This is a genomic window from Hoeflea sp. (assembly GCF_984452065.1).
The window spans coordinates 1-17,347 of record NZ_CFHWAF010000098.1 but is presented as its reverse complement, the minus strand read 5'-3'; the positions used below and the strand labels follow the sequence as shown (position 1 = coordinate 17,347).

Sequence of the window (17,347 nt, the reverse complement as noted above, 5' to 3'; positions counted from 1 at the left end):
AGATGATTATCCTTGCAAATGCACTGTTGAGAGATCAGCGAAAATGGCACCACATCAATACTTGATCAAAATGGATACTCTAATCCCGGCGGGACTATGTGTCCATAATCACTGCAGGTTTGTGACACGGCACGCCGTTGTGGAAACAGCCTTCGCGCGGCGCTTTGCCGGTCAGCCGATCACTTTGTTTTTTCGACGTAATTGTCGAGAACGCGCTTTTGACCGGTCTTGTCGAAATCGATGGTCAGCTTGTTTCCGTCAATCGATGCGACGTTGCCGTTACCGAATTTGAGGTGGAAGACCCGGTCGCCGATGCTGAAGGCCGAAGGCCCGTCGGCGACGGAACGGGCGACGAGTTCGCCTTCAATGGTGCGGTTCTTGACCGAGGTGCGGCCGGCTCCATAGCCGGAATCCGTTTCGCCATAGCCGATACGCTCGACCGCATGGCCCGAGCGTGAGCCCCAGTTCTGCCGTGTCGCCTCGTTGCGGTTGATGCGGGCACGGCGCCAGCCCGGCGTGTCATAGCCGCCGGAAAAGGGCTCCGCTTCATCGAACCGCGACGCGCCGTAGCCGCCGCCGACGCCGGTTGCGCCATAGCCGCCATAGGACGTCTCGCTTTCGGCGACATCGGCATGCTCGGACGGCAGTTCATCGAGGAAACGCGACGGAATGGTCGATTGCCAGAGCCCGTGAATACGGCGGTTGGAAACGAACCAGATGTGGCAATTGCGCTTGGCGCGTGTCAGGCCGACATAGGCGAGGCGGCGCTCTTCCTCGAGCCCTGACCGGCCGCCCTCGTCGAGCGCGCGCTGATGCGGAAACAGGCCTTCCTCCCAGCCGGGCAGGAACACGGTCTCGAACTCAAGCCCCTTGGCCGAATGCAGCGTCATGATGGAGACGGCGTCGAGATCCTCGTTCTGTTCGGCGTCCATGACGAGGCTGACATGTTCGAGGAAGCCGCGCATGGATTCAAAATCCTCCATCGAGCGGATCAGTTCCTTCAGATTGTCCAGCCGACCCGGCGCATCGGCGGAGCGGTCGTTCTGCCACATGGCGGTGTAACCGCTTTCTTCAAGGATCTGCTCGGCAAGTTCCGTATGCGGCGTATTTTCCAACAGCGAGGACCAGCGGTGGAAGTTCTCGACCACATCGGTCAGGGATTTGCGCGGGCGCGGCTTCATCTCCTCGGTTATCACGAGGTCCGATGCCGCTTTCAGAAGCGGAATATCGCGCGCCCTGGCGTAATCGTGCAACTGGCGGATGGCGGCTTCGCCGAGCCCGCGTTTCGGCGTGTTGACGATGCGCTCGAAGGCAAGATCGTCCGCCGGCTGGCACACGACGCGGAAATAGGCCATGGCGTCGCGGATTTCGAGCCGCTCGTAAAAGCGCGGGCCGCCGATGATGCGGTAATTCAGACCGAGCGTGACGAACCGGTCCTCGAATTCGCGCATCTGGAAGGAGGCGCGCACGAGAATCGCCATGTCGTTGAGCTTGTGCTCGCGCCTTTGAAGCTGTTCGATTTCTTCGCCGACGGCGCGCGCTTCCTCCTCCGAATCCCAGGCCGCATGCACCATGACCTTGTCATGATCGTCATCGGCCAGATCGGTGAAGAGGGTTTTGCCCAAACGGCCCTCATTGTGGGAAATCAGATGCGCGGCCGCGCCCAGAATATGGGCCGTGGAGCGGTAATTGCGCTCGAGCCGGATCACGACGGCGCCCGGAAAGTCCTTCTCGAAGCGAAGGATATTGTCCACTTCCGCGCCGCGCCATGCGTAGATCGACTGATCGTCGTCGCCGACGCAGCAGACATTGTGCGAGCCCTGCGCGATGAGGCGCAGCCACAGATATTGCGCCGTGTTGGTGTCCTGATACTCGTCGACGAGGACGTAGCGGAACCTGCCGTGATATTCCTTCAGCACATCCGGGTGGTTTTTGAAGATACGGATCGGATGGCACAGAAGATCGCCGAAGTCGCAGGCGTTGAGGGTCTTCAGGCGGTCCTGATAGGCCTCGTAGAGTTCGCGTCCCTTGCCGTTGGCGAAGGCGCGGGCATCGCCCTCGGGAATGTCCGCCGGCCCGAAGCCCTTGTTCTTCCAGCCGTCGATCATCATGGCGAACTGCCGGGCCGGCCAGCGCTTGTCGTCCAGCCCCTCGGCCTGGATCAGCTGTTTCAAGAGCCGGACCTGATCGTCCGTGTCGAGGATGGTGAAATCGGACCGGAGGCCGACGAGTTCGGCATGGCGGCGCAGAAGCCGCACGCCGATGGAGTGGAAGGTTCCGAGCCAGGGCATGCCCTCGACGGCGCCGCCCACAAGAACGCCGATGCGGTCCTTCATCTCGCGCGCCGCCTTGTTGGTGAAGGTGACGGCGAGAATCTGGCTCGGATAGGCCTTGCCGGTGGCGAGGATATGGGCGATGCGCGTCGTCAGGACCCTTGTCTTGCCCGTGCCCGCACCGGCAAGCACCAGAACCGGCCCGTCGATCGTTTCGACCGCGCGCGTCTGTTCCGGGTTGAGGCCTTCAAGATAGGGCGCAGCGCCGTCGGTCTTGTTGCGGGCCGCCATGGCGCGCGCGGCAATGCCGCTGCCCGCAGGTGAGGGCGCACTGCTGTCTTCGCCAAAAAAAGGTATGTCTTCGTCCGGGCCGGCCATGCCTTGCAATGTAGTGATTCGGGCGCGAAAGGCCAGCAACCAATGAGGCTGTGCCGCAATTTTGTTCTTGAATCGTTCGAACAGCGGCTATGTTTGCCGGACGCATGAGGATCTGGATTGATGAGTGATTTCGAGAGCCATTCGACCGACAGCGCGATTGTGCGGTTCTTTGCTGAAATACAGGCCGTTGCACGCTGCTGCGGCCGCATCGCGGCAGAGGCTTTGCCGGATGGTCTGGGGGCGGGGGATTTCGCCGTCCTCGATCGCATTGCGCGTCAAGGGGCGCAGCCATCGGCGGGGCAGCTTGCCCGGGGCCTCAGCCTTGCGGAAAGCGAAGCGGCCCAGTCCATCGACCGGCTTGAGGCGCTCGATTTTGTCGGCAAGGCGACCGGTCGGGAAGGCCTGTGCCTGACACATGCCGGCCGCGCCGCATGGCTTACTGCGACGCAGGCTCTCAATCAGCGATTTGAGGATGTGGCCAGAACCGTTTCCGCGCCGGATATGATCGAAGCCTTGCCGCTTGTCGAGCGTGTTCGCCGTCTGTTGGAGGCGGGGAGCGATGACGACAGGTGAGTTCAGTTTTTGATGCCGGATGCCTGCTTCGGTTTCGTGTTTTGCATTGTTTTTAGTTGCGAGGTCCTGCACTCTGTGGTTGAATGGAGAGGCTAGGCATTATTGCAGTTGTCTTTCTCTGAAATGACAATGCGAAAGGGGTGATCATGGACAATCCGTTTCAAATTCAGCCAGAGCTTCGTTACGGGGCTCCCAACTGTGACCAGATCCTGACCAACAGGTTTTTTACGATTGGCTATTCCTGGTACTTTCGTCAGCCAAAATGGACCCTGGAAATCATCAATAGAGAGGCGGACAACGTCCATGACTTGGATGATGTCGAGAGAAACGACTACTTTCGGGCTGACTTGAGAATACCAAAACGCTTTCGTGCAGGATTGGGAGCTTATAAAGACAGCGGATTCGATCGTGGCCATTTGGTGGCAAGCGCAAACCAGGACTTGGAGTATATACAAAACAGCGAAACATTTCTGCTTTCCAACATGTCCCCGCAGGTCCCGCAATTCAATCGCGGGATCTGGAAAGATCTTGAGGCGGAAATCAGGAGACTGGATGAAACCGCGGAAGTCCTTGAAACATACGTTCTCACGGCTCCTGTGTTCTATTTCGGGCAGGCCATTGAGGTGATTGAGGACAACGAAGAAGACTATGGAATAAGCGTCCCTATTCCTCATGCATTCGTCAAGAGCGTGCTCACCGAAGACATTCGCGGGCGGCTTAAACTGTGGACGTTTGAAATGAAGAACGAAAAGCTTGATGGGGACCTGGAAGACTACCTTGTCGTCACATACGACGCTGAACAGCTTGTTGGTGGTCGTTTTTGGGACAGGGTCGCGGGGGGTGATTTGCATGACAGCAAAAGCAGTAAAGGAAAAATGTGGTAAACAGGTCCGCATCGAATAGCGGTTTCCAATGAACGGGAGGCCCCGTGGACCATACGAGATGTGTCGTATTCGGAACGGCACTTTTGTTCCTTCGGACCTGTCTCGGAACCAAAGATCGGGCACAACAACATTTGAACGAGAACGCCGAAGCCCGGCGCACGCCCGGCGGATGCTCTGTGGCAACACCTTGAGGCTATCATGACAAAGCGCGGCCATTGCCTTTGCGGAAAAACGCGTTGGGAGTTCGACGGCGAGGTCACCTGGGCCTGCTATTGTCACTGCGACGACTGCCGCCGCAATTGCGCTGCGCCCGTGGTCGCGTGGCTCGGCGTTCCGATCAGGAACTTCCGGTGGTCGGGCGAGGCGCCGAAGACATATGCGAGCTCCAAAGGTGTAAGGCGGCACTTTTGCGGCATTTGCGGCTCCCCAATGGGGTTTGAAGCGGACCATTACCCCAGCGGGATGCATCTCTACGCCGCGTCCCTGGAAAACCCGCGCGATTTCGAACCGACATTCCACGTCAATTTCGAGAGCAAGCTTCCCTGGCTTCAAATGAATGACGATCTTCCGAAATATGAAGGCATTCTGCTTCATGCGCCGGAAGACCTCAGCGACTACGAGGCACAATAGGGGTGGGGGACGCCGGGATACGCGCTCTCAAAACGAGCAGCCCCGGACGATCGCCCGCGACCGAAGCGAGGCCACCCTTCAGCTGCGCCTGAGCGGGCCGTTTGACAGCGGAAAGTCCCAGCGCAGGGTGAGGTCACCGCCGTTGAGGATCATGCCGAGGAAATAACCGCGGGTGGCGTCTTCGCCGCATAGGGCGTCCGCGCCGGTGAAGACCCCGTTCTCGCGGGGCTCAATCGGGCCCCATCTGAGGCGGCACCAGAACCGGCCTTGCCGCAACCATTCGGGGCCGATCACAAAGGGTTCCGAAAGGACCGTTCCGACCGGTTTGACCGGAGCGCGTGCGCATTGTTTGGCAGTGCCCCAGGTGCCGTAGAAGACGGCGCGGTCACCGGCGGCGGCGGGAACGGCGATAACGATCATGAGGGTGATCACAAGAGGCAGACGCATACGCGCTGGATGGCAAGACCTGATTGCATCCCCCAATCACTTCGCCTTGATCGCGAACGGTCCGGCACCCGGATGGTCACGGGACATTGATGCGGTTTTGATTGGCGGGCCATTGTCTTTCGCCCGTAAGGTCGCGGTGTGTGGCTGAAACCGCAGCCTTAAAGACGAACGGGCGGGGGCTTTGGCCCCGTGCAGTTCACGATGGAACCGGTACGCGAAAGGCTCCCGATATGACAGCGGCAATAACCTCTTCGTCCCGCCTCGTCCTGGCCGCAGCTTTGACTGCTGTCCTGATCCTCTTCGGGGCAAGGCACGCGCCGGCTCAGGACGCCGCGGCGCTGCCGGATTATGTGATCGAGGCCTATGGCGAGCGGCCGGCGGTGCCGGAAGGGCCGCTTTCGGATGAACTGCGGACTGCCGTTCAGGTGGCGTTTGTCGATGCCGTCACGCAATCGTCCTGGGGCAGGGACCAGATCGATGCCCTGACCGAAATCGCCGCGTCGAAAGACCCGCGCATCGGCTGGGTCATCAGCGACCTGATGCGGTTTGCGTCCTCCATTCAGCTGAACGCCATGCTGGTGGCCGCCGCTTCCGAACTGCTCGGCAAGGACCTCGGAACTCAAAATGCATGGGGTACGCTGACCGACCATCTCATTGCCTGGGACATCCCGGCGCCGCCCGGCTATCTGGACGTCAAACGGGCCATTTTTACCGGGATCATCCCCGGCTGGGACCGGATCTTCGTTGAAGGCGATATCGACTGGCGGATGGTGTCCTGGGGCGGTGTGCTGATCGACAACCGTGCGCACGACAAGACCGATGACCGCTGCAACTGCATTCCCGCCGCCGACAACCCCGAAGTCATCGGCGCGGAGGAAGCGACATGGCTCAAGGATGACGACGTCGTCTTCGGGATCACGGTGAACGGGCAATCCCGCGCCTATCCGCGGCGTATCATGGAAGTGCGCGAGATGGTCAACGACACGCTCGGCGGACGCGACCTCGGTATTCCCTATTGCACACTGTGCGGCGCCGCTCAGGCCTATTTCACCGACCGGATGCCGGATGGCGTGGAGCGGCCGATCCTGCGCACATCGGGCCTCCTCATCCGCTCCAACAAGGTGATGTACGACCTCAATACCTATTCGGTGTTCGACACGTTTCTCGGTCATGCGGTCACCGGGCCGCTTGCCGAGCGCGGGATAAAGCTTCGGCAGGCAACCGTGGTGACGACCGACTGGGGGCGGTGGAAGAAGGCGCACCCCGACACAACGGTGTTGAAGGAGCGCTATGCGCTTGGCCGCGACCCTGATTTCCGCAATACGAGGGACGCCGACGGCCCGATCTTTCCGGTCGGCGACGTCGATCCGCGCCTGCCGGTTCATGAGGATGTCATCGGGGCGATCACGGCTTCGGGCAAGCCTGTGGCCTTCCAGCGCAGCAAGGCCTTCGTCGCCCTACAAAAAGGTGAAGAGATCGCCTTCGAGAATGTCCGTCTCGAACTCGACGGCGGCGGCATCCGCGCGGTCGACGCCGACGGCTCCGATCTCGGCAGCCACCAGGCGTTCTGGTTCGCCTGGTCGCAGTTCCATCCCGGCACGGCGCTCTGGCCGCAGTAGCGTATCCTTTCAGGTGATGTGAGCGAATGGGCCGGTCTCAGCGCCGGCCCAAAGCGTGTCGTCGTGCCGGACGGCCATGATCGCCCGATGCTCTAGGCCCTTTGTGGACATTGGAAATGCCATGTCGCAAGGTATCCCGCGACCCGAATACGACGTTTGCATTGGGGTGACAAACCGCAACGGATCGAGCAATCGAGGAGCGTTCCTGCAACCGGAACCCGGCACGAGCAAAAAATGGATGTGGAAAAACTCGAAACCTCGCGCATATTGAACATAATTTATAAGTTCCCGGCAGCAGTCTGGGACAGTGGATTGCGGCGCTGGCTACAAAATCCGGAAAATATTCTCCAGGGCGCTCATCTCCAAGTTGGGCAGACCGTTCTTGAAGTCGGATGCGGTTCGGGCTTTTTCACGATTCCGGCAGCCAAAATGGTAGGCGAATCCGGAAAAGTCATTGCAATGGATCCCGTTGAAGGTTTTGTCGATGCTGTCAGGAGAAAAGCGCAGGCCGCCGGCCTTGAGAATGTCGAAGCTGTGAGGCGGGATGCATTGCAATCAGCGCTCGATACCGCGAGTATTGACGTGGTTCTCCTGTTTGGCGTCGTGCCATTTCCGACACTGCCGCTAGGCCGGCTTTTACCTGAAATGCACAGGGTACTTAAAGTGCGAGGTACGATGGCCGTTTGGCTGTTTCCAACCACCGCAGGTGTACCGACCGCCATTCAGCGATCCGGCCTCTTCATCGAGCAGGGCAGGGAGAAAGGTGTTTTCCTTTATCGTCGATCAGATGAAATAAGTTGATCCAGCGACCCTCGCCGGTTTGCCGACACCTACTTCTCCAGCCGCGAAATCCGACGGTCGGTCCAGTTGAGGCGGCCGTCGATGATGGGCCTGATGACGGGGGCGAGACCGGGTTCGCGGGTAAGCAGCGCGTCGAGCTCGGTGATCTGGTTCATGGCGATGAGGCGCAAAATGTCGTCGCGCACGGTGCCGTCTTCGCGGCGCGGCAGGGCGGCGACCGCCTGTGCGAGATCGACCCCGGCATCCGGGTCGCGGGCCTTTACCGCCGCGTTGAGGGAACTCAGATCGATTTCATCAGTCGCTGTTTCGACAAAGGCGTAAATGCCGACGCCCTTGCGCGGCAGGGGATAAAGGGCGAGCGCCGCCGCCTTCGCCGCCGGATCGGCGTTGATTGCGTCAAGGATTGCCGGACCCTCGCGGTCGATGCGGTCGCCCGTGCCTTCTCCGTCCGACCAGGAGAAAATGCCCCGGGTGATCAGATTGTAGATCTTCTTGCCGGTCGCCATCCAGATACGGGACGGTAGGGATTTGCGCGCCAGGATGCGCTTTTCCGTCGGCGTCATCAGATGAGGGGCGAAGGACCGTTTCTGCTTCAGGCAATGGCGCAGGTCCTCATAGGCCATGATGCGGTAAAGCCGGCCCTTCCGGCGGTGGCGCGAGGCAAGCTGAAAATCGATGACGGCCGCGTTGCCGTCGGCCAGCATCAGCCAGTTCTGCGGTTTTGCCAGATCGTTATGGGTGATGCCGCGCCGGCGCATATCGCGCAGCAGGCGCCGCGCGTCGCGATACCATTGCGGCGATTGCGGCCGGGCAAGATGCAGCGGCGTGCCGTCGGTCCAGGACCGGAACAGCCCGTCGGCGTCGACCTCGATGATGTCGGGTGTGCCGGCAATGCCGGAAACCGCCCGCAGCGCTCTTATTTCCCGGCGGGCCAGGAACCAGGCCAGCGGCCTCGACCACAGGGGGGAGGCGGTGACGATGCGGCGGGCGACGCGCTTGTCAGGGCGATCGGCAAAATGCCCCGCCCGTGTTTCGGAGAACGCGTCCCGCTTGAAAACCGTATCTGAGATAAATTCGGCCATCTTTCCCGATCCCGCCCCAACCGGGCGTGACCGGGTCTAGGCGATCGGGCGGCGGGAGGCAACGGGGGAAGAATAGAATTCGAACCGCAGGACTGCGCCTTAACGATGCTCTTCCTCGGACGCATCGATCAGCCGCTTGTTGAAATAGGCAAGCGCCTGCACCTGATCCGCCCAGCCGACAATGGTGGTTCCGCCGACCTCGTCGACGACCGGCAGGCGCGCATGACCGCCCGAGTCAAAGGTTCGCAGCGCCGTGTCCAGCGTGTCGGTCGGCTTCAGCGCGGGCACGCCGCGTTCGGAATCGAAGGTCTGCTCGGCTTCATCGGGCGCCAGCGCGGTCATGAAGTCCATCACCCGCACATTGCTGCCGACGGCGCGGTGCGGCCCGGCCTGGACGAACAGGCCGCGCATTTCCAGCTGCCATTGAAAATAGGAGCGGCCGTGAATGGCCTGGTTGATGCCGTGGGCGATCGCAACGGTCAAAAGCAGGGCGATGGAGAGTTCATAACCGCCGGTCAGCTCGAACACGATCAGTGTCGTGGAGATGGGCGCGCCCAATACGGCGCCGGCGACAGCCCCCATGCCGAGGATCGAATAGAGCGCCGGGCTTGAAGCAAGGTCCGGAAACACATTGGCCGCGATGATGCCATAGGCGCCGCCGGTCATCGCGCCGAGATAAAGCGCCGGCGAGAAGACGCCGCCGCCGAAGCGGGATGCCAGCGTAATGGCGGTCGCCAGCGTCTTGGCGACGATGAGGATCAGCATCAGGTAGAGCGGCAGCCTTCCCCATAATGCAAGATCGGTCGCCTCGTAGCCAACGCCGAGGATGTGCGGCAGGAAAACGCCCATGCCGCCGATGGCGATGCCTCCGAGGACGGGCCGCAGCCACAGCGGCATGGTGATCTTGCGAGCCAGGAAATCGGCGGAGAACAGTGAAAACTGGAAGGCAATCGCGACGATCGCGGCGACGAGACCGAGAAGCGCAAACCCCGGAAACTCCCAGTAGGAAGCGACGTGATATTGCGGCACAACGAAAGCCGCGGACTCGCCGAACCAGCCGCGCGAGATGATCGCCGCGCCGCTGGAGGCGATGACGATGGGCACAAAGGAGCGCAGCGCAAAATGGCCGAGGATGACCTCATGGGCGAAGAGCACACCGGCGACGGGGGCGTTGAAGCTCGCGGAGATGGCCGCGGCAACCCCGGCGCCCAGCAGCGTGCGCTTGGACCATTCGGGCAGATCGGTGCGGCGGGCGGTATGGTTGGCAAGCGTCGCGCCGAGATGAATGACCGGGCCTTCGCGTCCCGCGCTGGCGCCCGAACCCAGCGAGATCACGGTGATGATCGCCGAGTTGAGGCCGTCGCGAAGACCGAGCTTGCGGCCGGTCAGGGCACGGGCCTCGATCACATCCGCCACGGAAAGGGTGCGCCGCTGCGGCATCAGCACCTGCAGCAATATCCCGACGACGAGACCGCCGACGACCGGCGCCAGGAAGATCAGATACCAGGGTGTGTTGCGTGCGGCCGAAATGACGCGCTCGCTGCTGTCGCGCAGCCACAATAGCTGCACAATGCCGATCATCTCACGAAACAGGATCGCCGCGATGGTGACCCCGACCCCGATCGCCAGCGACAGGAACCAGAGCCGCGGCTGCCGTTCGCTGGTAAAACTGCGGATGTTCGGCGCCACCCATTGGCGTATCTGTGTCGGCAGGTTGCGGAGAAAATCGGGCAGCATGGCTGGCTTATGTCTTTCCTATGCCGATCCTGCGTCCGACCCGCTCCGGACGGTCGAGGGCCGCATGCGCCTGATACATCGCCTTGACCCTTTCCAGCATCGCGCCGGGCATGGGCGCAACCTTCGGTCCCGATGCGTCGATGTGCAGATAGAGGGCCTCGGAGGTTGCCGAAACCCACCCGTCGGCATGTCGCAATTCACTGTAGACGTGCAGTCTTTTTTCGTCGAAGTCGATGAGGTGGAATGTTGCGGTCGTGCTGTCGCCCAGATGCAGTTCGCGCAGATAACACACGTGGATTTCCGCGACATAGAAGCTCAGGCCCTTTTGCTTCACGTAATCCGGTGTCAGGCCGAGGGTTTCGAAAGCATGATCCGCACAACGGTCGAAGAGCACATTGTAGTAGGCCATGTTGAGGTGGCCGTTGTAATCGATCCATCCGGCTTCGATCTGTGCCGCGGGCGCGATGAACGGCGCTGGCAGGCTCATCCCCATCTCCCTGATTTCGGTCCCTAATTCAGCAACATGACTCTTTCATTCTGCGGCCACAAGAGGCATCCTGCGTCCAAAGGATGAAAGAGATCTGAACGGCTGGGGAGTTCACCGCCTATGGTACTATCGGATGCGAGCGCGGGCCCGCGCAACGAAGAGGGCATCGCCGCGGCAATCGGCGTTTTGAAACAACGCTTCGGCGAACGGCTGAACACCGGCCGGGCGATGCGTGAGCAGCATTCACATACGACGACCTATATTCCCGAACAACTGCCCGACGCGGTGGTCTTTGCGCACAGCGGCGCCGACGTGGAGGAAATCGTGCGTATCTGCGCGGATCACAAGGTTCCGATCGTTCCGTTCGGCACCGGAACCTCGCTTGAAGGCCATGTCAATGCGCCGCGCGGCGGGATCTGCATCGACACATTGAGCATGAACCGGATTTTGGACGTCAACGCCGAAGACCTCGATTGCGTTGTGGAGCCGGGTGTGACGCGCGAGGACCTGAACGTGTATCTGCGCGACACGGGCCTGTTCTTTCCGATCGATCCCGGCGCCAATGCGTCGATTGGCGGCATGGCGGCGACACGCGCGTCGGGAACCAATGCGGTCCGTTACGGCACAATGAAGGACAGCGTCCTGTCGCTGACGGCGGTGACTGCCGACGGACGGCACATCACGACCGGGACACGGGCGCGCAAATCGTCGGCCGGATACGATCTGACGCGGCTTTTTGTCGGATCCGAGGGAACGCTTGGCGTGATTACGTCGGTGACGCTGCGGCTTTTCGGCATTCCGCAGGCGATCACCTCCGGCGTCTGCCCGTTTCCGTCGGTCAGCGATGCCGTCAATGCGGTGATCATGACCATTCAGATGGGCATTCCCGTCGCCCGTATCGAATTGCTCGATGCGCTGTCCATCAAGGCCACCAACGCCTATTCGGGCCTCAACAACCCGGAGATGCCGGCGCTCTTCCTGGAGTTTCACGGCACGGAAAAATCGGCGGCGGAGCAGGCGGAGATGTTCGGCGAGATCGCAGCCGAGTTCGGCGGCGGCGGTTTCATTTGGACGGGCGAACAGGAAGAGCGCAACAGGCTCTGGAAAGCGCGCCACAATTTTTACTTTGCGGCGATGCAGATAAGGCCGGGCGCCAAGGCCATTGCCACCGATGTCTGCGTTCCGATCTCCCGCCTCAGCGAGTGCATCGACGCGACCCAGGAAGATATTGCCGAATGCGGCTTTGAAGCGCCGATTGTCGGCCATGTGGGCGACGGCAACTTCCATGTCACGCTGCTTCTCGACGAAGGCAGTTCCGCCGAAATCGACGGTGCCGAGGCATTTGTCGCCCGGCTTAACGCACGTGCTGTTTCCATGGGCGGCACATGCACGGGTGAACATGGCATCGGGCAGGGTAAGAAAACGGCGCTTGCCGACGAGATGGGCGATGCGCTCGAAACGATGCGGCAGATCAAGGCGGCGCTCGATCCTGACAACATCATGAACCCCGGGAAGATTTTTTGACGCATGCCGGTAGCGGCACACGCGCCGATGCCGTGAAATTGTCATGACGGAACCGGATAAGCCGTATAATATGCCTGGTAAAATGAACCGCGGTTATGCGCACGGGGACAACTGCGGTCGCGCCGTAACTGCTGTTCCTTGCGTGGAAAGAAGGTCCTGAACCCTGGTTCGCTTGTTCGTATTCTTCGGTGGTTTGCTTGTATTGGCGTTGTTTGCCGCGCTGATCGGGCCTTACTTTGTCGACTGGTCAAGCTACCGGCAGGAGTTCGAGAGAGAGGCCGGCCGGATTCTCGGCCAGAAGGTGCAGGTTCTCGGCGAGGCGGATGCGCGCCTGCTGCCGTTTCCTTCGGTCTCTTTCGACAATGTCGTGGTCGGGGAAGGGCAGGACGGCCGCCCCATGATGACGGTCGACCGCTTCTCGATGGACGCGGAGCTGGCGCCGTTTCTGAGCGGTGAAATCCGCATCTTCGACATGCGTATCGAAAATCCGCAGGCAACGGTCCGCCTTTCGCCGACGGGCGAGTTGGACTGGGCTTTGCGCAGCCAGAAAACCCTGCCGGGAAATACGCTTACACTGGAGAATATCACCGTTACCGGCGGCAATGCCGTCGTCATCGACGAACAAAACGGCCGTGAGCACCGTATCGAAAGTCTCGATATGCGCATGTCGGCGAAATCGATTGCCGGGCCGTGGAACATGGAGGGATCGGCGACGGTCGACGGTTACGGCGCCGATTTCACCCTCTCGACCGGGGCCCGTGTCGAAGAAAACCGCATCAGGCTCAAGGCCCGGGTCATGCCCGTTGCGCTTCCGGTCTCCGTCGATCTCGAAGGGGATCTGCGTATCGAGGACCTGAAGCCCCAGTACAAGGGCAGTTTCCAGGTCCGCGCGCTTGATCCATCCAAATTGAAGGACGAGAACGGCGCCACCGCAAAGAGCGGGCGCCGACCCATCTACGCGCGCGCCACCGGCATATTCGAGTTGAACAATGAGCGCTTGAGGATCGAGGATTACCGGCTGGAGACCGGACTGCCCAGCGATCCGTATATCATATCCGGCGAAGCAACGTTCGATACCGGCCGCAATCCGGAGTTCCTGCTGATCGCCGACGGCCAGCAGCTCAATCTGACGCGGATGGCCGGCGACGAGGATGACGAGCAGGTCAGCGCCATTTCGTTCGGTGAAAGGCTGTCGTCGATGCGCAGGTTGCTGTCGCTGGCGCCGGTGCCGCAGATGCCCGGCAGGGTTTCCGTGGCGCTTCCGGCAATCCTCGCCGGCGACACGACGGTGCGTGACGTGATGATCGATGCGACACCCGACGGCGAGGCGTGGAAAATCGACCGCGTGGAAGCGAAACTGCCCGGCCGCACGCAATTTCTCGCCTCGGGCCGCCTTGGCGTCGGGGCGGCATTCGGCTTTTCCGGCGAGGTGATCGTCGCCTCCAATCAGCCTTCCGGTTTTGCCTCCTGGCTGACGGACAGCGTCGATCCCGCAATCCGGCGGCTTGAGGCGGCCGGCCTTTCGGCCCGGGTGGATCTGTCGACCCGGTTGCAGCGGTTCGACCAGCTTGAGATTGCCGTCGGACCGGCGATCCTGAAGGGCCGCCTTGAACGGGTCGTGCCGATCCAGGGCCGGCCTTCCATGTCGCTGGTTCTGGACGGCGACGAGGTCGACCTTGATGCGCTCAGGGCGTTTGCCGGCATCATCATCGGAGACGATCAGGAAAGCCGGCTGGCGGGCCACGATGTCAGCGCCCGGCTGAGCGCGCAACGCTTCCTCGCCTCGGGCTTCACCGCCAACGATACGGATATCGCGCTTCGTCTGAAGGGCGGCACGCTCGATATCGACCGGCTGACGATCAACGATCTCGCGGGTGCGTCCGTCTCCGGTGTCGGCAGGCTGGAGAATGTCTTCACGGCTCCCGTGGGCGATGTCGATGTCAGCGTGATGACAGAAAGCAGCGGCCGGTTCCTGACGCTCTTGTCCGAACTCGGCGGGGCGCATCCGGTTCTTGATCACCTGCGCGCCAACGCCGCCCTTTTCGGCGAAACGGCGATCGATGTTCAAACGAGATTTGCTCCGGGCGTGAGGCGGGGGACCTCGCTCTCCTCGCGTATCCGCGGCCGCACCGGCGGAAGCCGGTTCAATGTTCTCGTCGAGCGGGACGATGCCTTCGCGCCCCTGGACGACGGCCAGATTTCGATCACGGCCGATATCGGCAATACCGAGCCGAGGGCGCTGCTTGCACAGTTGGGCGTCGACAGCCTGCCCGTTGATCTGCCGGGACCGGCGGCGCTCGATCTCAGGGTGGAGGGGAGCCCGTCGCAGGAACTTGCATTTTCCTTCGCCTATGATGCGCCCGATACCCAGCTCTCGGCGCGCGGAAAGGGGTGGCAGGACGGCGACCGGATCCTCCAGGGCGATTTCAAGCTGCAGTTCAATTCGGACGACCTGACACCGTATCTTGCCATGAACGGGCTCAATCTGACGGATCCGGGCCTTACCCTGCCGGCCCGGCTGAGCGCCGACGTGCTCACCAGTTCGCGGGCCTATCTGCTTGAAAATCTCCAAGGTGTGGCGGGCGACGGGGATTTCGCCGGTCGTGTTTTTGTCGAGCGCGGCACTGACATCGCGGATTTGCGCGGCGAGCTGAAACTCTCCGAGATCGACTTTCCCTATCTTGCCGACCTGATGCTGGGGCCGGGCACCACGACGTCCGGCACCGCGGACTGGTCGAACGCCCGGTTCCTGCCGCCGCTGCAAAACAATCTGGAATTCGATTTCGACCTGACGGCGCAGACCGCCCGGCTGCATTTCGGGCCGCAGGCGGCCGGGTGGTCCGGCAAGCTGGTCCTGAAAGACAATGAGCTGCAGTGGCGCGACATCAATGCCGACTGGCTCGGCGGGAAACTGTCCGGCGGGCTGACGCTGGCAAATCGCGATGCGACGGCGCTTTTGTCAGGGCAGTTCCAGGTGACCGGTGCGGATATCGCCTCCATCGTGTGGAAACGTGACGGGTTTCCGGTCGCCACGGGAACGTTCGACGCGTCGGCGGCTTTCGAGGGTGCCGGCGGCACTGTCCAGGACGTCGTTTCATCGCTGTCGGGATCGGGAATCATTCAGGCAAACGGTCTCGAGATCGTCGGTGTTGAAAATGAATCTCTTGCCGCGATCCTGGCCGCCGCGGATACGGAAGGCTTTGAGGCGGATCGCGACAGCGTGGGTGTCCTGGCGGATGCGACCGTCTCCGGCGGAACCTTTTTTACCGAGAATATGGCCGTTCCGTTCACCATGGCGGCCGGCACGCTGAGGATGCCCAATATTGCGCTCGACGATTCGGGCGCCAGCGTGCGCGGCGAAGCCCGTTTCAACCTTCAGGAAGCGGCGGTCGATGCCCGTTTCGATATCGAATTCGATCCCGAGGATGCCGCCCTGACCGGGGCGGTGCCGGCCATCAGCCTTGCCTTCCTCGGGCCGGTCGGTGCGCCGGACCGCACGATCGATGTCGCGGAACTGGCGAATTTCCTTTCGCTCCGAGCCTTCGAGCGTGAGCGCAGGCGGGTCGAAATCCTGCAGGCGGTGGTTCTTGAAAATCAGCGCATGCGACGCGAGGCACTGCTGGCCAAGCAACAGGAGAGGGCATACCGGGACGCCATCGAGCGGCGCCAGCGGGAACTGGATGAGCGAGCGGCCAATGAGGCGGAGCGGGCGGAACAGGAACGTCTTGCCGCCTTGGAGGCCGAACGGCGGGCGGCACTGGAGGTCGAAGAGGCGGCGCTGCGCGCGCAGGAAGAAGAACAGCGCCGGCAACTTGAAGAAGCACAATTGCGCGCTGCGAAGCAGGCTGCGGACAGGCTTTCGAGGGGAGAAGCCTCGACGGCTCCTGGGTCGGACGATTTCATTTTGCAACTGGAAAACGCCGTGAGACAGGCCGGTGAGCGTGCCGGCAGCACCCGGGGCGGCGCGGGAAGCGTGACCCGATTGCCGGTGCCCTCGGAGCGTGGCGCGCAGGATGGCGGCAGCACGCTGCGCATCCTCAACTTCGACGCTCTCAACAATTAAACCGCTTCAAGACAACAATGAAACGGTCTGGGGTGCTGGAGAGGGCCCGGATCAATCCGCCCGGCCGGATTGCAGGTGCTTGAGCACATGGACCCGCAATGCGGAGGACAGGTTCTCCTCGGGGCCGCGTTTTTTGTCGATCTCGACGATCAATGCCGACAGCGGGAGCCCGCGATCCGCCGCAATTGACCGCAAGGCCTGCCAAAACTCGTCTTCAAGGGAGAAACTGGTCCTGTGACCGCGGATGGTGACGGAGCGCTTGCGGATCATTGACCGGACGGCTTGGGCGCGCGCTTGCCCGGCTTGTCCAGGCGTTTTTGCGCGTGCCGGTCGCTGTCCTGATCGTTCAGCCTGGCGGTCAGCTCCCTTTCGGCTTTTGACCGGCCGTGGGCAATTCGGTTCTGCTCAGCCGTCTTTTCCTTTTGCGCACGCGCCTTGCGTTTTCTGAACTGGCGCAGATTGACCAGATCAGCCGGCACGTCAGTTCTTCTTCCTGAACGCGTCGAGCGAGACGACGTCCGCACTCGCCTTGTCGTTTTCGTCTTCCCCGTCTTGCGGCATGTCCGCCGTCAGCGCGGGCTCCGGCGCGGCCGGTTCGGCTTCCGGTCCCGTCTCCACGTCCGGCTGTTGTTCGACGGTGTCAAGGTAGTCTGCGATCTCGGCCGAGGGCTGATCCTCGTTCTCCGTCGCCGCCGTGTCGAACTCGAGCTCGAAATTCACCGAAGGATCGTAGAACCCGCGGATCGCGGCAAATGGAATATGCAGCTTCTCCGGCTTGTCGGAAAAGGAAAGGCCGATTTCGAAATAACTTTCCGTGACCTTCAGATCCCAGAACTGATGCTGGATGAC

15 protein-coding genes are annotated in these 17,347 nt (G+C 61.6%); 7 read left to right on the top strand and 8 right to left on the bottom strand.

The window, feature by feature from the left end:
- Positions 1 to 179 precede the first annotated feature (179 nt).
- Positions 180 to 2,651 (bottom strand): ATP-dependent helicase, encoded by a 2,472-nt coding sequence (locus AC5E6N_RS17130; RefSeq protein WP_491748958.1) that lies wholly within the window; start codon positions 2,649 to 2,651, stop codon positions 180 to 182.
- A gap of 120 nt (positions 2,652 to 2,771) precedes the next feature.
- Between AC5E6N_RS17130 and AC5E6N_RS17125 the strand changes: the two genes are divergently transcribed.
- The 3 genes from AC5E6N_RS17125 to AC5E6N_RS17115 all read left to right on the top strand — a co-directional run bounded on the left by AC5E6N_RS17125 (position 2,772) and on the right by AC5E6N_RS17115 (position 4,738).
- On the top strand, positions 2,772 to 3,224 hold the full coding sequence (locus AC5E6N_RS17125) for a hypothetical protein (protein WP_491748957.1): 453 nt from the start codon (positions 2,772 to 2,774) through the stop codon (positions 3,222 to 3,224).
- A 146-nt stretch (positions 3,225 to 3,370) separates the two neighbouring features.
- The gene (locus tag AC5E6N_RS17120; protein WP_491748956.1) at positions 3,371 to 4,108 is read left to right on the top strand and encodes a DNA/RNA non-specific endonuclease; all 738 of its coding nucleotides are present in this window, start codon (positions 3,371 to 3,373) and stop codon (positions 4,106 to 4,108) included.
- A gap of 198 nt (positions 4,109 to 4,306) precedes the next feature.
- On the top strand, positions 4,307 to 4,738 hold the full coding sequence (locus AC5E6N_RS17115; protein ID WP_491748955.1) for a GFA family protein: 432 nt from the start codon (positions 4,307 to 4,309) through the stop codon (positions 4,736 to 4,738).
- A gap of 78 nt (positions 4,739 to 4,816) precedes the next feature.
- On the opposite strand, the gene AC5E6N_RS17110 is transcribed toward AC5E6N_RS17115, so the two are convergent.
- Positions 4,817 to 5,158, bottom strand: coding sequence for a hypothetical protein (locus tag AC5E6N_RS17110; RefSeq protein WP_491748954.1), 342 nt, complete (start codon positions 5,156 to 5,158; stop codon positions 4,817 to 4,819).
- 257 nt (positions 5,159 to 5,415) lie between these two features.
- On the opposite strand from AC5E6N_RS17110, the gene AC5E6N_RS17105 reads away from it, so the two are divergent.
- Positions 5,416 to 6,804 (top strand): DUF3179 domain-containing (seleno)protein, encoded by a 1,389-nt coding sequence (locus AC5E6N_RS17105; RefSeq protein ID WP_491748953.1) that lies wholly within the window; start codon positions 5,416 to 5,418, stop codon positions 6,802 to 6,804.
- Between the two features lie 234 nt (positions 6,805 to 7,038).
- Positions 7,039 to 7,605: a class I SAM-dependent methyltransferase gene (locus tag AC5E6N_RS17100; RefSeq protein ID WP_491748952.1), complete on the top strand. Its 567-nt coding sequence runs from the start codon at positions 7,039 to 7,041 to the stop codon at positions 7,603 to 7,605.
- Positions 7,606 to 7,634: 29 nt separating this feature from the next.
- Here the strand turns inward: AC5E6N_RS17100 and AC5E6N_RS17095 are convergent, their stop codons facing one another.
- From AC5E6N_RS17095 to AC5E6N_RS17085, 3 genes are all read right to left on the bottom strand, one after another.
- The gene (locus AC5E6N_RS17095) at positions 7,635 to 8,687 is read right to left on the bottom strand and encodes a serine/threonine protein kinase (RefSeq protein WP_491748951.1); all 1,053 of its coding nucleotides are present in this window, start codon (positions 8,685 to 8,687) and stop codon (positions 7,635 to 7,637) included.
- Positions 8,688 to 8,786: 99 nt separating this feature from the next.
- The gene (locus AC5E6N_RS17090) at positions 8,787 to 10,424 is read right to left on the bottom strand and encodes a chloride channel protein (protein ID WP_491748950.1); all 1,638 of its coding nucleotides are present in this window, start codon (positions 10,422 to 10,424) and stop codon (positions 8,787 to 8,789) included.
- 7 nt (positions 10,425 to 10,431) lie between these two features.
- Positions 10,432 to 10,911, bottom strand: coding sequence for a thioesterase family protein (locus AC5E6N_RS17085; RefSeq protein ID WP_491748949.1), 480 nt, complete (start codon positions 10,909 to 10,911; stop codon positions 10,432 to 10,434).
- Positions 10,912 to 11,031: 120 nt separating this feature from the next.
- Here AC5E6N_RS17085 and AC5E6N_RS17080 point away from each other — a divergent pair, with 120 nt between their 5' ends.
- Both AC5E6N_RS17080 and AC5E6N_RS17075 read left to right on the top strand, forming a co-directional pair.
- Entirely contained in the window at positions 11,032 to 12,435 is a 1,404-nt protein-coding gene (locus AC5E6N_RS17080) for an FAD-binding oxidoreductase (RefSeq protein WP_491748948.1), read from the top strand.
- Between the two features lie 172 nt (positions 12,436 to 12,607).
- Positions 12,608 to 16,498, top strand: a complete 3,891-nt coding sequence (locus AC5E6N_RS17075) for an AsmA family protein (RefSeq protein ID WP_491748947.1) — start codon at positions 12,608 to 12,610, stop codon at positions 16,496 to 16,498.
- A gap of 51 nt (positions 16,499 to 16,549) precedes the next feature.
- On the opposite strand, the gene AC5E6N_RS17070 is transcribed toward AC5E6N_RS17075, so the two are convergent.
- From AC5E6N_RS17070 to AC5E6N_RS17060, 3 genes are all read right to left on the bottom strand, one after another.
- On the bottom strand, positions 16,550 to 16,768 hold the full coding sequence (locus AC5E6N_RS17070) for a ribbon-helix-helix domain-containing protein (RefSeq protein ID WP_491748946.1): 219 nt from the start codon (positions 16,766 to 16,768) through the stop codon (positions 16,550 to 16,552).
- Positions 16,765 to 16,977 carry a DUF4169 family protein gene (locus tag AC5E6N_RS17065; protein WP_491748945.1) on the bottom strand — a complete coding sequence of 71 codons (213 nt, stop codon included), beginning with the start codon at positions 16,975 to 16,977 and terminating at the stop codon, positions 16,765 to 16,767. The genes AC5E6N_RS17070 and AC5E6N_RS17065 overlap by 4 nt, the downstream gene beginning before the upstream one ends.
- A gap of 1 nt (position 16,978) precedes the next feature.
- Positions 16,979 to 17,347, bottom strand: a 369-nt coding sequence (locus AC5E6N_RS17060; protein ID WP_491748944.1) for a ClpXP protease specificity-enhancing factor SspB, incomplete at its 5' end; no start/stop codon positions are given.

Coding starts and splice junctions, on each gene's coding strand:
- AC5E6N_RS17095 (WP_491748951.1), bottom strand. CDS start 8,687: ATGGCCGAATTTATCTCAGATACGGTTTTCAAGCGGGACGCGTTCTCC.
- AC5E6N_RS17125 (WP_491748957.1), top strand. CDS start 2,772: ATGAGTGATTTCGAGAGCCATTCGACCGACAGCGCGATTGTGCGGTTC.
- AC5E6N_RS17100 (WP_491748952.1), top strand. CDS start 7,039: ATGGATGTGGAAAAACTCGAAACCTCGCGCATATTGAACATAATTTAT.
- AC5E6N_RS17115 (WP_491748955.1), top strand. CDS start 4,307: ATGACAAAGCGCGGCCATTGCCTTTGCGGAAAAACGCGTTGGGAGTTC.
- AC5E6N_RS17105 (WP_491748953.1), top strand. CDS start 5,416: ATGACAGCGGCAATAACCTCTTCGTCCCGCCTCGTCCTGGCCGCAGCT.
- AC5E6N_RS17090 (WP_491748950.1), bottom strand. CDS start 10,424: ATGCTGCCCGATTTTCTCCGCAACCTGCCGACACAGATACGCCAATGG.
- AC5E6N_RS17085 (WP_491748949.1), bottom strand. CDS start 10,911: ATGAGCCTGCCAGCGCCGTTCATCGCGCCCGCGGCACAGATCGAAGCC.
- AC5E6N_RS17120 (WP_491748956.1), top strand. CDS start 3,371: ATGGACAATCCGTTTCAAATTCAGCCAGAGCTTCGTTACGGGGCTCCC.
- AC5E6N_RS17110 (WP_491748954.1), bottom strand. CDS start 5,158: ATGATCGTTATCGCCGTTCCCGCCGCCGCCGGTGACCGCGCCGTCTTC.
- AC5E6N_RS17070 (WP_491748946.1), bottom strand. CDS start 16,768: ATGATCCGCAAGCGCTCCGTCACCATCCGCGGTCACAGGACCAGTTTC.
- AC5E6N_RS17130 (WP_491748958.1), bottom strand. CDS start 2,651: ATGGCCGGCCCGGACGAAGACATACCTTTTTTTGGCGAAGACAGCAGT.
- AC5E6N_RS17080 (WP_491748948.1), top strand. CDS start 11,032: ATGGTACTATCGGATGCGAGCGCGGGCCCGCGCAACGAAGAGGGCATC.